The organism is Ensifer sp. Root423, from assembly GCF_001426275.1.
GTDB lineage: Bacteria > Pseudomonadota > Alphaproteobacteria > Rhizobiales > Rhizobiaceae > Ensifer > Ensifer adhaerens.
Genome location: NZ_LMEG01000005.1, coordinates 47,992 through 61,916, shown reverse-complemented (window position 1 = coordinate 61,916; position 13,925 = coordinate 47,992). Strand labels below are relative to the sequence as shown.

At 63.4% G+C, this 13,925-nt stretch carries 13 protein-coding genes and 1 other RNA gene; 3 read left to right on the top strand and 11 right to left on the bottom strand.

The window, feature by feature from the left end:
- Positions 1-18 precede the first annotated feature (18 nt).
- From ASD01_RS07845 to ASD01_RS07815, 7 genes are all read right to left on the bottom strand, one after another.
- Positions 19-765 (bottom strand): YebC/PmpR family DNA-binding transcriptional regulator, encoded by a 747-nt coding sequence (locus tag ASD01_RS07845; protein WP_034806204.1) that lies wholly within the window; start codon positions 763-765, stop codon positions 19-21.
- An 85-nt stretch (positions 766-850) separates the two neighbouring features.
- A complete protein-coding gene (locus ASD01_RS07840; RefSeq protein ID WP_127889460.1) occupies positions 851-1,333 on the bottom strand; it encodes a YML083C domain-containing protein in 483 nt (160 codons plus the stop codon).
- A gap of 18 nt (positions 1,334-1,351) precedes the next feature.
- Positions 1,352-2,188 carry an MBL fold metallo-hydrolase gene (locus tag ASD01_RS07835; protein WP_082572778.1) on the bottom strand — a complete coding sequence of 279 codons (837 nt, stop codon included), beginning with the start codon at positions 2,186-2,188 and terminating at the stop codon, positions 1,352-1,354.
- A gap of 283 nt (positions 2,189-2,471) precedes the next feature.
- On the bottom strand, positions 2,472-5,648 hold the full coding sequence (locus ASD01_RS07830) for an efflux RND transporter permease subunit (RefSeq protein ID WP_034806200.1): 3,177 nt from the start codon (positions 5,646-5,648) through the stop codon (positions 2,472-2,474).
- Entirely contained in the window at positions 5,645-6,799 is a 1,155-nt protein-coding gene (locus tag ASD01_RS07825; RefSeq protein ID WP_034806198.1) for an efflux RND transporter periplasmic adaptor subunit, read from the bottom strand. The genes ASD01_RS07830 and ASD01_RS07825 overlap by 4 nt, the downstream gene beginning before the upstream one ends.
- Before the next feature lie 482 nt (positions 6,800-7,281).
- Positions 7,282-8,106 carry a TIGR00282 family metallophosphoesterase gene (locus tag ASD01_RS07820; protein ID WP_034806196.1) on the bottom strand — a complete coding sequence of 275 codons (825 nt, stop codon included), beginning with the start codon at positions 8,104-8,106 and terminating at the stop codon, positions 7,282-7,284.
- Positions 8,107-8,318: 212 nt separating this feature from the next.
- Positions 8,319-8,891, bottom strand: coding sequence for a 5-formyltetrahydrofolate cyclo-ligase (locus ASD01_RS07815; protein ID WP_034806194.1), 573 nt, complete (start codon positions 8,889-8,891; stop codon positions 8,319-8,321).
- Between the two features lie 362 nt (positions 8,892-9,253).
- On the opposite strand from ASD01_RS07815, the gene ASD01_RS07810 reads away from it, so the two are divergent.
- Complete coding sequence (locus ASD01_RS07810) at positions 9,254-9,451, top strand: helix-turn-helix domain-containing protein (protein ID WP_234798710.1); 198 nt, start codon at positions 9,254-9,256, stop codon at positions 9,449-9,451.
- Positions 9,452-9,470: 19 nt separating this feature from the next.
- Here ASD01_RS07810 and ASD01_RS07805 read toward each other — a convergent pair whose 3' ends face one another.
- Complete coding sequence (locus tag ASD01_RS07805; RefSeq protein ID WP_034806191.1) at positions 9,471-9,695, bottom strand: hypothetical protein; 225 nt, start codon at positions 9,693-9,695, stop codon at positions 9,471-9,473.
- Positions 9,696-9,795: 100 nt separating this feature from the next.
- On the opposite strand from ASD01_RS07805, the gene ASD01_RS07800 reads away from it, so the two are divergent.
- Positions 9,796-10,677 (top strand): LysR family transcriptional regulator, encoded by an 882-nt coding sequence (locus ASD01_RS07800; protein ID WP_234798711.1) that lies wholly within the window; start codon positions 9,796-9,798, stop codon positions 10,675-10,677.
- A gap of 23 nt (positions 10,678-10,700) precedes the next feature.
- Here the strand turns inward: ASD01_RS07800 and ssrS are convergent.
- The 3 genes from ssrS to ASD01_RS07785 all read right to left on the bottom strand — a co-directional run bounded on the left by ssrS (position 10,701) and on the right by ASD01_RS07785 (position 11,573).
- A non-coding RNA gene (gene ssrS, locus ASD01_RS07795) (6S RNA) lies at positions 10,701-10,858 on the bottom strand.
- Positions 10,859-10,914: 56 nt separating this feature from the next.
- Entirely contained in the window at positions 10,915-11,292 is a 378-nt protein-coding gene (locus tag ASD01_RS07790) for a cell division protein ZapA (protein ID WP_034806187.1), read from the bottom strand.
- 11 nt (positions 11,293-11,303) lie between these two features.
- Positions 11,304-11,573, bottom strand: a complete 270-nt coding sequence (locus ASD01_RS07785; protein WP_034806184.1) for a DUF4164 domain-containing protein — start codon at positions 11,571-11,573, stop codon at positions 11,304-11,306.
- A gap of 350 nt (positions 11,574-11,923) precedes the next feature.
- Between ASD01_RS07785 and tkt the strand changes: the two genes are divergently transcribed.
- Positions 11,924-13,906 carry a transketolase gene (gene tkt, locus ASD01_RS07780; RefSeq protein WP_034806181.1) on the top strand — a complete coding sequence of 661 codons (1,983 nt, stop codon included), beginning with the start codon at positions 11,924-11,926 and terminating at the stop codon, positions 13,904-13,906.
- Positions 13,907-13,925: the final 19 nt, after the last annotated feature.

The window sequence follows — 13,925 nt, the reverse complement described above, 5'->3', positions numbered from 1 at the left end:
GAGCGACGGTCGTCCCAATCAGGCCGACAGCTTCGCCAGGATCTCGTCCGAGACTTCGAAGTTCGAATAGACGCTCTGGACGTCGTCGTCGTCTTCAAGGATGTCGATGAGCTTCATCAGCGACTGCGCCTTTTCTTCATCGACCGGAACGGTGTTCTGTGCCTTCCAGATCGCCTTGACCGTTTCGGCTTCGCCGAGCGTGTCTTCGAGCGCCTTGGACACTTCGCCGATCGCTTCGAAACCGCAGATGATCGTGTGGCCGTCCTCGTCGGTGGTGACGTCGTCGGCACCCGCTTCGATCGCCGCATCCATCACCTTGTCGGCGTCACCGACGGAGAGCTTGTAGGTGATCTCGCCGACGCGATCGAAGGAGAAGGAAACCGAGCCGGTTTCGCCGAGCGCGCCGCCGGCCTTGGTGAAGGTCGAGCGCACGTTCGAGGCGGTGCGGTTGCGGTTGTCGGTCAAGGCTTCGACGATAACGGCAACGCCGCCCGGGCCATAACCCTCGTAGCGGACTTCTTCGTAGTTCTCCGCGTCGCCGCCGGAGGCCTTCTTGATCGCCCGTTCGATGTTGTCCTTCGGCATCGACTGCGCCTTGGCGTTCTGGATCGCCAGGCGCAGGCGCGCGTTCATCGCGGGATCGGGCATGCCCGACTTGGCGGCAACCGTGATTTCGCGCGCGAGCTTGGAAAACATTTTCGAGCGCACCGCATCCTGACGGCCCTTGCGGTGCATGATGTTCTTGAACTGTGAATGGCCAGCCATGGCACCCTCTGCATGCATTAATTTGAATGGAATGGGGCGCCTTATAGTTTTATTGCCGCTTTCCGTCCAGCCGGGGGGCGGTTTTTCAGTTGGCAGAGACCTGCGCGCGGCTCAAGAGGAAGCTGTGTCCGTCGTCACGGCGGCAGGAAAGGCCAGTGCGTTCCGACACGCAGGAGAACGGCCGTCGCGACCAGCTTTGCCCATAGTCGAGCACAGTCCCAGTCGAACAGCAGCTGGGATCGCCGACGGCGTGATTGAGCGTGGCGGCTCCCGCCCGGCCAAGGGTCGCCCTGACATAACGCGGCGCGACGATATCGCAGGCCAGCTCCGGACCGCCATCGGCGGGCTGATAGACGGACGTGCCGCCAGCCGGCGTGTAGATACAGCCGATATTGCCCGAGGGCATCGCGAAGATCTCCGGCTCACCCGCCGGTCGGACCGTGGTCTCCGGCTGGCTTTGCGGCTGTTGCCCCTCGGGAGACGGCATGCGCGGCGGCGGCGCGCCACCGGCCTCGGCAAGAGTCGAGAAGGAGAGAAAGAACGATACGCCAACCACGAGCAACTTCATCGGGCGATCCCAGGATGTTCAAACGCCCTTGAGGATATAAATCAGTGGTTTGCTTGGCAAGGAACGCAGGGATACTTTGATACTGGCGCTGTCGGCGTAACGCTTGTCGTAGTCGTCGCCGAACATGTCCAGAAAGGCGTCGATCGGCGGGCCACGGCGGTGCATCGGCAGGATCAGCGAGGCGCGCAGCCGGCTGACCACCCGGCTCATGCTCTCGGCACCCATGGTCAGGCCGCCATCGACAGGCACCATGAGCACGTCCAGCCGGCCGATCTGGCTGTAGTGGCTGTCGTCGAGTTCATGGTGCAGATGGCCCAGATGCCCGATGCAGAGATCCGCCACCTCGAAGATGAAAATCGAGTTCCCGTCGTGCTCCATGGCGCCGCCGCCGGCGCGGATGTCGGTCGTCACGTTGCGGATGTAGGCGTCGCCGACCACGAGATCGTGGCGCGCCGGTTGGCCGCTATCGCTCCAGCCGTGCAGCACGGTCTTGATCGCCGGATCCGGCGTCAGCGTGTAGTGGCTCGAATGCGCCTTGTTCATGGTCGCGACCGTCGGCGGCATCGACGGTGCATACCAGCCGCTATAGTCGGTTGCGATCAAGACGCCGCCGGGCGTCTCGATCAGGAAGGTGGAATGGCCGAGATAGCTGATTGTCACCTCGCCGGCCGTCGTCTGCCCCTTGGTGGCAGCCGCGGGCGTGAAACTGGCAAAAGTCGCCTGGGGGAGCGTTTCGGCGATCGCCTGGCATTGGCTGACAGGGCGCGGCTGTTGCTGCGCATGGGCGACCGATGGCCAGAACGCGTGGATGAACCATATGGCGGCGAATGTGTAGACAAAGTACCGGAGCATCAGCCTTCACCTCTCTCACTTGCCGCCTGACCTCGGGCCTTGGGGGCACGCGGCGGGCAGGTATTGAACAGCGAATGGAAGCCTTTGCCTTCGCTCGACCGAACGGTGGCGTCACGGGGCGCGGAAAGAATTGTTCAAGGGCCCGGCCACGTCCAGTTACAAACGGCAGGCGGTGCTCACGTTTACGTCACCGGCCCTAAGGCCGATAAGGCAACGATAGCCTCGTCAAAGCCAAATGCCCCGGAATTGCTGCCGGGGCATTCGTCAGGTTATCGTCGGGCCTGCCCTATTCGGCCGGGTGCGGCGCCGGTTCGCTCACCGCCGCCTTGCGTCGCCGGAACGACCGGAGCGCGACGTAGAACACCGGCGTCAGGAACAGGCCGAGGAACGTTACCCCGAGCATGCCCGAAAACACCGCCGTGCCGAGCGACTGGCGCATTTCGGCACCCGGGCCGGTCGCGATCATCAGCGGCACCACGCCGAGGATGAAGGCAAAGGCGGTCATCAGGATCGGGCGCAGGCGCAGCTGGCTCGCTTCCACAGCCGCCTCGATCGGCGTCTTGCCCTCGTCTTCGCCCTGCCGCGCGAACTCGACGATCAGGATCGCGTTCTTGGCTGCAAGACCGATCAGAACGATGAGCCCGATCTGGGTCAGTACGTTGTTGTCGAGCCCGCGGATGAACACCCCGACCAATGCGGCCAGCACGCCGAGCGGCACGATCAGGATGATCGCCAGCGGCAGAACCCAGCTTTCGTACTGGGCCGACAGCGCCAGGAACACGAAGACGACCGACAGTGCGAAGATGAACACCGCGGTGTTGCCTGTCTGGCGCTCCTGGTAGGCGAGTTCCGTCCACTCGAAGGTCGTGCCCTGCGGCAGGATCTGGGCGGCGAGCGCCTCCATCTTGTCGAGAGCCGTACCCGTCGAGACCCCGACCGCAGGGTTACCCTGGATCGGCACCGAGACGTACATGTTGTAGCGCTGCACCAGCGTCGGACCGGCCGTATCCTGGATCTCGACAAGCGTACCCATCGGCACCAGCGCACCGGTTGCCGAGCGCACCTTCAGCGCCAGGATGTTGTCGCGCTCGACGCGGTACTGCTGGTCGGCCTGCGCCCGCACCTGGTACACGCGGCCGAAGGCGTTGAAGTCGTTGACGTAGGACGTACCGAGGTTGATCGACAGCGCCTCGAAGATGTTGGGGATCGGCACGTTGAGTGTGCGCGCCTTGTCGCGGTCGATCGCCAGGAAGTATTGCGGACTGGAGGCCGAGAAGGTGGTGAAGACCCCGGTCAACCCTTCCGTCTGGTTGGCAGCGCCCATTATCTGGTAGGCAAGCCCGAGCGCGCGGCGCATGTCGGAGCTCTGCCGGTCCATGATCTGCATCTTGAAGCCGCCGGAGTTACCGATGCCGCGCACCGAGGGCGGCGGCACGGCGATGATGAAGGCTTCCTGGATGCTCTGCAGGCTGCCATAGAGCTGGCCGATGATCTGGTTGGCCCCCTGCCCGTTCTTCAGCCGCTCTTCGAAGCTTTCGAAGGAGGCGAAGACCACGCCCGAATTGGACGCGTTGGTAAAGGTCGCACCGTTGAAGCCGGCAAAGGCGACAGCACTTTTCACGCCCGGCACGTCCTGGATGATCTTCGAGGCCCGCTTGACGACGGCGTCCGTCCGGTCGAGCGAGGCGCCGTCCGGCAGCTGGATGACGACGATCGCATAGCCCTGGTCCATGGTCGGCACGAAGCCGCGCGGCACGATCTGCGCCATGTACCAGGTGGCCCCCAGCAGCCCGACGAAGACGAGAAGGGCCGCGGCCAGCGCCACCTTCGTCGAGACGAGCTTGCGCACGACCCATGCATAGCCCGACGCCATCCGGTCGAAACCGTTGTTGAAGCCGTTCGCCAAGGCCTTGCCGAAGCGCGTCAGCGGATTGCGGCTTTCATGATGGCCGTTCTCGTGCGGCTTCAACAAGATAGCCGCCAGCGCCGGTGACAGTGTCAGCGAGTTGAAGGCGGAAATCACCGTTGCGACCGAGATCGTCACGGCGAACTGCAGGTAGAACTGGCCGGCGATGCCGGGGATGAAGGCCGTCGGCACGAACACCGCGGTCAACACCAGCGAGATCGCGATGACGGCCGCCCCCACCTCGTCCATGGTCACATGCGACGCCTCGCGCGGGGTCATCCCTCGCGCGAGATTTCGCTCGACATTCTCGACCACCACGATCGCATCGTCGACGACGATACCGATCGCCAGCACCAGGCCGAACAGCGTCAGCATGTTCAGCGAGAAACCGAAGGCATAGAGGAAGGCGAAGGTGCCGACGAGTGACACGGGGATGGCGACGATCGGGATGATCGCCGTGCGCCACGATTGCAGGAAGACGAGAACGACGATGGCAACGAGAATGGCCGCCTCGGCGATCGTCTTGTAGACCTCGTTGATCGATTCCGAGATGAACTCTGTCGGGTTGTAGACGATGCGGTATTCGAGCCCGTCAGGGAAGTCCTTGGAAACGTCGGTCATCACCTTCTGGATCTGCTCGGCGGCGTCGAGCGCATTGGTGCCCGGCCGCGAGAAGATGCCGAGCGCCACCGCCGGGCTGCCGTCGAGATAGCTGTTGTTGACGTATTCGCGAGCACCGAGCTCGACACGCGCGACGTCCTGCAGCTGCACGAGGCGACCGCTTTCCGTCGCCTTGACGATGACATAGCGGAACTGCCGCGCGTCGCTGAAGCGGCCGTCCGTCGTGACCGTGTACTGGAACGCGCTGTCGCCCGGCGCCGGCGGACCACCGATCGAACCGCCGGAGACCTGCACGTTCTGCTCGCGCAAAGCCTGCACCACGTCACCGGCCGTCATGCCATAGGCCGACAGCTTCTCCGGATCGAGCCAGACACGCAGCGCATATTCGCGCTCGCCGAACAGGATGACGTCGCCGACGCCATCGAGCCGGACGAGCAGGTCGCGAATGCGGGTGCGCGCATAGTTCGAGACGTAGAGTTGGTCATAGCGTTCGGTCGGCGACAAGAGATGCACGACCATCATCAGGTCGGGCGAACTCTTGGCCGTGGTGATGCCGATCCGCCGGACTTCTTCCGGCAGCCGCGGCTCCGCGATCGACACGCGGTTCTGTACCAGCACTTGTGCCTGGTCGAGGTCGGTGCCGAGCTTGAAGGTGATCGTCAGCGCCATCGAGCCGTCGGCGGTCGAATAGGAGGACATATAGAGCATGTTCTCGACGCCGTTGATTTCCTGTTCGAGCGGCGTCGCGACGGTGTTGGCAACGGTATCGGCGTCAGCACCCGGATAGGCAGCGCGAACGACGATGGTCGGCGGGGCGATTTCCGGGTACTGCGCCACGGGAAGCTGAAAATAGGCGATACTGCCGACGATCAGCAGCACGATCGACAGCACCGACGCGAAGATCGGCCGGTCGACGAAGAAGTGAGCAAACCTCATTGCGCCGCCCCCGCTGCTTGCGCTTCGGGGGGAAGCTGCACCGTCTCGGGCTTCACCTTGGTGCCGGGCCGCGCCCGCATCAGACCGTTGACGACAATGGTCTCGTCGCCGGTCATGCCGGAGCGGATGACGCGGTAGCCATGCAGCTTCGGGCCGAGACGCACGGGCTTGGTCACCACCGTTCCATCCCCGGTCACCTCATAGACGATGCGCTCGTTCTGGTCGGCGCCGATCGCTTCGTCCGGAATGAGGACGGCCTTGTAGGTGTTCGAGCCTTCGATCTGCACACGGCCGAAGAGACCGGGCTGCAGCACGAGGCTCGGGTTATCGAGACGGGCGCGCACGCGCATCGTGCCGCTCTGCGGATCCACGCGGTTTTCGGCGAAGTCGAGCTTGCCCTTGAACGGCTCCTCTTGCGAGTCGGCGATGGTGACCAGCACTTCGAGCGAGCCGCCGCCTTCCTGCAGCGCGCTGCCGCGCTCGCGCGCGACCCGTGCATAGGAAAGCAGCCGCCGTTCGTCGACGTCGAAGTAGAAATCGATCGGGTCGAGCGACACGATCGTCGTCAGCACCGTCTGGTCAGCCTGGACGAGATTGCCCGTCGACAGCAGGCGCCGGTCGACGCGGCCGCTGAGCGGCGCGGTGATGGTGGTGTAGTCAAGGTCGAGCTTGGCACGCTCGACCGCCGCTTCCGCGCCGCGCACCAGCGCCTGCGCCGACAGGAGTTCGCGGCGATGATCGTCGAGCGTCGAGACCGAAAGCGTGCCGGTGCCCGTCAGCGATTGCGTCCGCTTGAACTGGGCCTCGGCGAATTCCAGCGACGAGCGCGCCGATTCCAGCGTCGATTCGGCCTGAGAGAGAGCCGTACGATAGGGCCGCTGGTCGATGACGAAGAGCTTGTCGCCCTTCTTCACCAGGGCGCCATCGGTGAAATTGACCTCGTCGAGATAGCCGCCGATGCGGGCGCGAACCTGCACCTCGTCGACGGGCTCGAAACGGCCGATGAACTCGTCGCTGTCGATGACGTCCCGCACGACCGGCTTGGCGACGGTCACCACGGGCAGTTGCGCGTCCTGCGCCTGGGCACCGATTGCGGATAGAAGGGAAAGAGAAGCGCCGACGATCATCGGCAAATGCCACTGAGACAACATGCATGCCCTCCGAATGCACTTGGATCACGAGGGGCAGCCAATCGACCAGACCACCGCGATCGCTTTGAATATTTCAGAGCGGGGCCTGTGCGCAAAACAGCCGCATTACCCGTCCCGCTCCGCACAAATCCTCGGATCGGCAGCGATCCGAGAGGCAAAGTCACACAAGCAATCAAATGATACAGCAGCCTTGCGCCCTTCGGCCCGCGAACGCTGTCAGGTCAAATTCGCTGGGCAGCGAGCAATTGCCCGTGGCGCAGCGACAACAGCACATGCCCGCAATCCAGGACTGCGCACACCATTCATTCTGCAAAAACCCACGAATACATCACGCCCCGGCCCGGCGTGATTTCGCGATAACCTGCCATCATTTGATGGGGTTGTCACCTTGAAAAAAATCAATTCCAATAAGGCGATACGGGACAACCAAAGGTGCCCGCGCGCAGCTTCGCGCTGCGTTCAGAATGCCGCCTGACTTGGCCTTAAGACCAGAAATCCGGGATCGTTTCCGCCAGTCTCGGCCCAAGTCGCAGCGGCGCGATCTTCTCGGCGAGCCCGGTGCGATCGGAGATCTCGACCCCGAGACCGCAGATGGTGGCCGGACCCGAGGCCGCCTCGAAGCGCCCCTTCGGCATCTTCGAGATGAAGCGGTTGAGCGGCTCTTCCTTGTCCATGCCGAGCGAGGAATCGTAGTCGCCACACATGCCGGCATCGCTCATATAAGCGGTGCCGCCGTTGAGGATCTGGTGATCGGCAGTCGGCACGTGCGTATGCGTTCCGACGACGAGGCTGGCGCGACCGTCGACGAAATGGCCGAAGCACTGCTTCTCGCTGGTCGCCTCCGCATGGAAGTCGAACACGATCGCATCCGCCTGCTCGCCGAGCGGGCAGGCATCGAGGATGGCCTCGGCCGATTTGAAGGGGTCGTCGAGTTCGGGATGCATGAAGACGCGGCCCATGACGTTGGCGACCAGCACGCGCGCGCCATTGCGGGCAAAGAACAGGTTGGATCCGCGGCCGGGCGTGCCGGCCGGATAGTTGGCCGGGCGCAGGAACTGGTCGTGCCGCTCGCAGAAGACCACCGCTTCCTTCTGATCCCAGACGTGGTTGCCGGTGGTCACCACGTCGGCGCCGGCGTTGATCGTCTCGAGGAAGATGTCTTCGGTGATCCCGAAGCCGCCCGCGGCGTTCTCGCCGTTGACGATGACGAAATCGAGCTTGAGGTCGCCGATCAGTCCCGGAAGCCGCTCCCAGACCGCCGTGCGGCCCGTCTTGCCCACCATATCTCCCAGAAACAGAAGCCTCATGCTCGCTCAAATCCCACCAGGGCAGTTCCGGCGGAAGCGCGTCAGCGGTTGTGGCGGCCGGACCTGCGTAAAACAAAGAGGTAGAGCGTCTACACGATCCTGGGCCGACAGGAAACGCCCAAGATCGATTCCGCGTGGGATCGCGAACCAATCTTCCGCCTCGGCCCGCGCGATTTCAAAGCGCCGGGCCGTCGCTCGGCTTCGTCAATGACCTAGAAATGCCGGAATCCGCTCTCGGTGAGAACGGCATCCAGCGCCACATCGTGCGGTTCGGCCGGCACGGCAGCCACCTCCTGGCAGTCGAACGCGATGCCGATCAGTTTCGGCAGATGCCCCTTGTTGCGCAACCGGTCGATGGCCCGGTCGTAATAACCGGCACCGTAGCCGATCCGGTGACCGGTCGCGTCAAAGGCAGAAAGCGGCACGAGCATGATATCCGGGTCGAGCACCGGAGCATCCGGGCCAGGGCCCGTCGTGCCGAAGCCGGTTGAGATGATGTCGACGCCATCGAGCAGTTCGCGAAAGACGATCGTCTTCTTGTCCATGATCACAGGCAGGCAGAGCCGGGCGCCACGGCTCTTCAGCCGCGCCATCAGCGGCCGGATATCGACCTCGGAGCGGATGGGCCAGAAGCCGGAAACGATGTGGCCCGGATCGAGCGCAATGACGTCGCCGGCATGGTCGGCCATGGTCAGGCTCGCCTCGATCCGTATCTCCGCGGGCATCGCATCGCGCAATGCCAGCCGCTCGTTGCGCAGCGCCGCCTTCAGGTCTTTCGGTGACATCGTGCCCTCTCCTGCCTCATGCCATCGTCGCGGACGAATTCTCCTCCCGAAATGGCACAACCCGTCACTTTCTCGCCGATTCCCGGCTCAATCACCAGCCTATATACCCGATGTCGCCCGTGCACATTCACCCGCATCGCCGCTTTTGCCGCGGTTTGCGACAGCACTGCCAGCGCCTTCCCGGTTCGGCACAGCATTAGCGTTCCGTTCATCATGGACGACGGTTCCGCTTTCGCGCATTGGCGAGCGCATGCAAATAAAGACGCGATTTCAAATAATTAGCAGGAACTAATGCCCGTGTTCGATGTATGGACGCGCTCCTGCAGGCAGCAGTGGAAAAGCCGACGTCCATGAAGGACCAGATGAAAGAACTCGAACCGTTGGAACTGCGTTGCCTGACGCTTGCAGCCCGCGGCCGCACGCGCCAGGACATGATGCGCGAAACCGACATTCCGCTCGACCGGATCGACCGCGCGCTGGAAGACGCCATGCGCAAGCTGCAGGCCGGCAATCTGGCCGAAGCCGTCTTTCGTGCCGCAAGGCTCGATCTCATCTCGTAAGGATTGGCGCGGGGACGGGCTAGAGCATCCAGTGCGACCGATAGACCGCCTGCCCCAAGATCCGCTCCCGCTGCCGAAGGTCGGGGTCGCCTGCCGAGATCCCGACGTCACGCAGCAGCAACGGCTTGTCTGCCGGCACCTCGACGGGCGCCTCGACAAACAGCAAATCGACAGTCCATTGCCTTGCCCTGCGTCGGGCGGTAACGAACGTTTCAGAAAAGGCGAGAACGGCAAGCACGCTCATGGCAAGGACTCGGGCGCAAGATGATCTGACGGGACGATCTTCGTCCTCGCATTGACATCTGACAAACGAATTGCAAGCATGACTGTCATCAGAAAATCTGATGGTTGAAGCCATGCCCCTTCCCCTCGATAGCGATCTGCTCAGAACCTTTCTTGCGGTTGTCGATACCAGCAGCGTCACGCGCGCCGCAGACATCGTCGGGCGCACCCAGTCGGCGGTCAGCATGCAGATCAGGAAGCTCGAGGATGTGCTCGGCGACGCCCTGTTCGAGCGCCATTCGCGCGGTGTGGTGCTGACGCCGCAGGGACTGCGGCTCGTCGATAATGCCAGGCGCATCGTTACCCTGCTCGACGACACGGCCGCCGCGCTCCGCCAACCCGCGCTCGACGGCGCGGTCCGGATCGGATTGCCGGAGGAATACATCAACTCGACCTTGCCGAAGGCGCTTGGCAGTTTCGCCGCCATCCACCCGGGCGTCGAAGTGACCGTGCAGCAGGGCGCGTCGATGACCAATGTCGCAGCGCTGGAAGCGGGCGAGATCGACCTTGCCGTCGTCTTCGAGCCCGGCGGAAAGACGAGAAACGAAGTGCTGATGATGGATCCGACCGTCTGGGTGACGTCGGAGCAGCACCGGACCGACGAGCGCCGCCCGGTACCGATCGCGACCTATACCTATCTCGAAGGCGGTTGGTGCGACGACCTCGCTCAGCGCAACTTGAGGAAATGCCGCATCGACAACCGCGTCGCCTATGTCAGCCGCACCAGCGGCGGCCTGATGGCGGCGGTGGTATCCGGCCTCGCCATCGCGCCGCTTGCCCGCAGCAGCATTCCGGCCGGCTGCCGCGAACTGACCGCCGATGACGGCTACACCGTGATCGATCACTCGAATGTCGTGCTGCGGATTTCAAAGGCCGGAAACGGCAAGGACCGGATCGTCGAGGCCATGGCCGACGCCATCCGCCGGGCCTTTGCCGGGGAGTGAATGAGCAACGGAAAGAGGGAGAAGTGCGATCCACACAACCGATGGATATTTTACGATCCCGGGTGCCTACAAAGTAGGTGGGCGCCATGTGTCCGAACCCACGGGTCCGGACAGGGACAGCTCCCTTAGGATCGAGTATGGCCCCGGGGATTGTGGTTCCTGTCGGGGAGCGCAGACCGCATTCGATATATAAAGTGTCTCGGTGCTTCGCGCCAGTGGCTCGCCGACGAAACCTTGTCAGCTCGACGGCGTCGTGGGGCGGCCGTTCAGCTTGGCGGCGATACCGTGGATCTGCTGGGTCACTTCGCTGAGTGCCGAGGCCAGCGCCTCCTCGTTCTTCAGCTGATCCGAAAGCGCGGCGTCGCGCCCGTTGGTCAGGTTGCCGACCTCGGCTTCGAGGTTCTTCAGCCGGCGATTGACCTCGCTGAGCTCGTCCATGACCATGATGCCGGCCATGACGGTCAGGCGCAGATCGCCGATCTCGCCAAACTGGGTCTTGAGGTGTCCGACATACTGATCGAAATTGGTGGCAAGCTCGATCAGATGATCTTCCTGCCCTTCCTCGCAGGCCATGCGATAGGCCTTGCCATCGATCGAAACTGTCACCTGCGCCATGTCGCTTGTTCCTAGCGGTCGAGCACCGCCCGAATGGTTTCCATCGCCGTCACGAGGCGACGGGAAACCTCACGGTTGACCTCCTCGAGCCGGTTTGCCCGGAACTGCGACTGATCGAGTTCCTGCGCCAGCCGCGACCGGTCGGTGTTGACGCGTCGCACCTCGCCCTCGAACTCGCTGAAGTCCCGCTCCCTGTCAAACCGACCGTCGATCGCATTCTCCAGGGATTGCACTGCGTTTCGCAGTTCGTCGATCGCCGCTTTGACAGTCTTTGCCGGCATGTGTTCCGAATACCTCGCCCATGAGGCCGAATCGCCCGAATCCCGTCCGCCGCTTCGGCTCGATCTTTTTTAAACCTATTACGTAAGTCTCAACAATGCCAAGTACAGCAAACAACAGCGGAAGCTGTGGATGGATTGCGTAGCCGGCTTTCTTCAACGGCAGTGCAGCAGGCTTATTGCATTGCGGAACAAGCACTCGGGCAGGGACCGAAGCAAGCTGCCGTCAAATGGCCGCGGAAGCCCCGTATTTATTGACTCGCACGGCGCACCTGCTATGTGTCAGCCGCTTCTTGCGCGGTCTTTGGAGGATAGAGACCGTTCCCTGACCACCGAACGCAAACGGAACAGTCATGATCTCTCGCGAAAAACACGACCGGATGGCAAATGCGATCCGTTTCCTCTCCATGGATGCCGTCGAGAAGGCAAATTCCGGCCACCCTGGCCTGCCCATGGGTGCAGCCGACATAGCGACAGTCCTCTTCACGCGCTATCTGAGCTTTGACCCCAAGAACCCCTCCTGGCCGAACCGCGACCGCTTCGTGCTGTCGGCCGGCCACGGCTCGATGCTGCTCTACTCGCTGCTCTATTTGACGGGCTACGAAGACATCTCCATCGACGAGATCAAGAACTTCCGCCAGCTCGGCGCCCGCACCGCCGGCCACCCGGAATACGGCCACGCCGCCGGCATCGAGACGACCACCGGTCCGCTCGGCCAGGGCATTGCCAATGCCGTCGGCATGGCGATCGCCGAGCGCAAGCTGCGCGACGAATTCGGCTCCGACCTGATGGAGCACTATACCTACGTGCTCGCCGGTGACGGCTGCCTCATGGAAGGCATCAGCCAGGAAGCGATTTCGCTCGCCGGCCACCTGAAGCTCAACAAGCTGGTCGTCTTCTGGGACGACAACAACATCTCGATCGACGGCCCGATCTCGATCGCCGACTCGACCGACCAGCACGCCCGCTTCCGCGCCTCCAACTGGAACACCATTGCCGTCGACGGCCATGATCCGGACGCGATCGCCGCTGCGATCGACCAGGCGCAGAAGTCCGACAAGCCGACGATGATCGCCTGCAAGACGACGATCGGCTTCGGCGCCCCGAACAAGGCCGGCACCCACAAGGTCCACGGCTCGCCGCTCGGCGCCGAGGAAATCGCCGCCACCCGCAAGGCACTCGGCTGGGAAGCCGAAGCTTTCGTCGTTCCCTCGGACGTGCTCGACGCCTGGCGTCTGGCCGGCCTGCGCTCGACCAAGGCGCGCAAGGAGTGGGAAGACCGTCTTGAAAAGAGCGAGGCCGAGAAGAAGGCCCAGTTCGTTCGCCGCTTCTCCGGCGAGCTCGAGGGCCGTCTGTCCTCCGCCATCGACGACTACAAGAAGAAGCTCGCCGAAACCAAGCCGTCGCCGGCAACCCGCAAGGCTTCCGAAGACGCGCTCGAAGTCATCAACGGCGTTCTGGCCGAAACCATCGGCGGCTCGGCCGACCTGACCGGCTCGAACAACACCAAGACGAGCCAGACCAAGTCGATCACCCCTGACGACTTCTCCGGCCGCTACATCCATTGGGGCGTTCGCGAGCACGGCATGGCCGCTGCCATGAACGGCATGGCGCTGCATGGCGGCGTCATCCCCTATTCCGGCGGCTTCCTGATCTTCTCGGACTATTGCCGTCCGTCGATCCGCCTTGCCGCTCTGATGGGCATCCGCGTCATCCACGTGCTGACACACGATTCCATCGGCCTTGGCGAAGACGGCCCGACGCACCAGCCGGTCGAGCACATGGCAGCGCTGCGCGCCATTCCGAACCTCCTGATGTTCCGCCCGGCCGACGCCACGGAAACGGCCGAGTGCTGGCAGCTGGCGCTCGAAAGCCACAACCGTCCGTCCGGCATCGCGCTGACCCGCCAGAACCTGATGGCCGTTCGCACCGAGTATGAGGAAGAAAACCTCTGCGCCCGCGGCGCCTATGACCTGATCTCGGCCGCCGACGCCAAGGTCACGATCTTCGCCACTGGCTCGGAAGTCGAAATCGCCGTCAAGGCCTGCCAGACGCTGACCGCCAAGGGCATCTCGACCCGCGTCGTCTCCGTTCCCTGCTTCGAGCTTTTCGCCGAGCAGAGCGAAGACTACCAGCAGGCGATCATCGGCAACTCGCCGGTCAAGATCGCCGTCGAAGCCGGCATCCGTCAGGGCTGGGATCACTTCATCGGCAGCGATGGCACCTTCATCGGCATGTCGAGCTTCGGCGCTTCCGGCCCCTACAAGGAGCTTTACAAGCACTTCGGCATCACGCCCGAGGCGGTGGTCGCCGCCGCGGAAACGAAGCTCGCCTGATCAATCTGCGGGGCGCGCC

Coding starts and splice junctions, on each gene's coding strand:
- ASD01_RS07845 (WP_034806204.1), bottom strand. CDS start 765: ATGGCTGGCCATTCACAGTTCAAGAACATCATGCACCGCAAGGGCCGT.
- ASD01_RS07840 (WP_127889460.1), bottom strand. CDS start 1,333: ATGAAGTTGCTCGTGGTTGGCGTATCGTTCTTTCTCTCCTTCTCGACT.
- ASD01_RS07830 (WP_034806200.1), bottom strand. CDS start 5,648: ATGAGGTTTGCTCACTTCTTCGTCGACCGGCCGATCTTCGCGTCGGTG.
- ASD01_RS07825 (WP_034806198.1), bottom strand. CDS start 6,799: ATGTTGTCTCAGTGGCATTTGCCGATGATCGTCGGCGCTTCTCTTTCC.
- ASD01_RS07820 (WP_034806196.1), bottom strand. CDS start 8,106: ATGAGGCTTCTGTTTCTGGGAGATATGGTGGGCAAGACGGGCCGCACG.
- ASD01_RS07815 (WP_034806194.1), bottom strand. CDS start 8,891: ATGTCACCGAAAGACCTGAAGGCGGCGCTGCGCAACGAGCGGCTGGCA.
- ASD01_RS07810 (WP_234798710.1), top strand. CDS start 9,254: ATGAAAGAACTCGAACCGTTGGAACTGCGTTGCCTGACGCTTGCAGCC.
- ASD01_RS07805 (WP_034806191.1), bottom strand. CDS start 9,695: ATGAGCGTGCTTGCCGTTCTCGCCTTTTCTGAAACGTTCGTTACCGCC.
- ASD01_RS07800 (WP_234798711.1), top strand. CDS start 9,796: ATGGTTGAAGCCATGCCCCTTCCCCTCGATAGCGATCTGCTCAGAACC.
- ASD01_RS07790 (WP_034806187.1), bottom strand. CDS start 11,292: ATGGCGCAGGTGACAGTTTCGATCGATGGCAAGGCCTATCGCATGGCC.
- ASD01_RS07785 (WP_034806184.1), bottom strand. CDS start 11,573: ATGCCGGCAAAGACTGTCAAAGCGGCGATCGACGAACTGCGAAACGCA.
- tkt (WP_034806181.1), top strand. CDS start 11,924: ATGATCTCTCGCGAAAAACACGACCGGATGGCAAATGCGATCCGTTTC.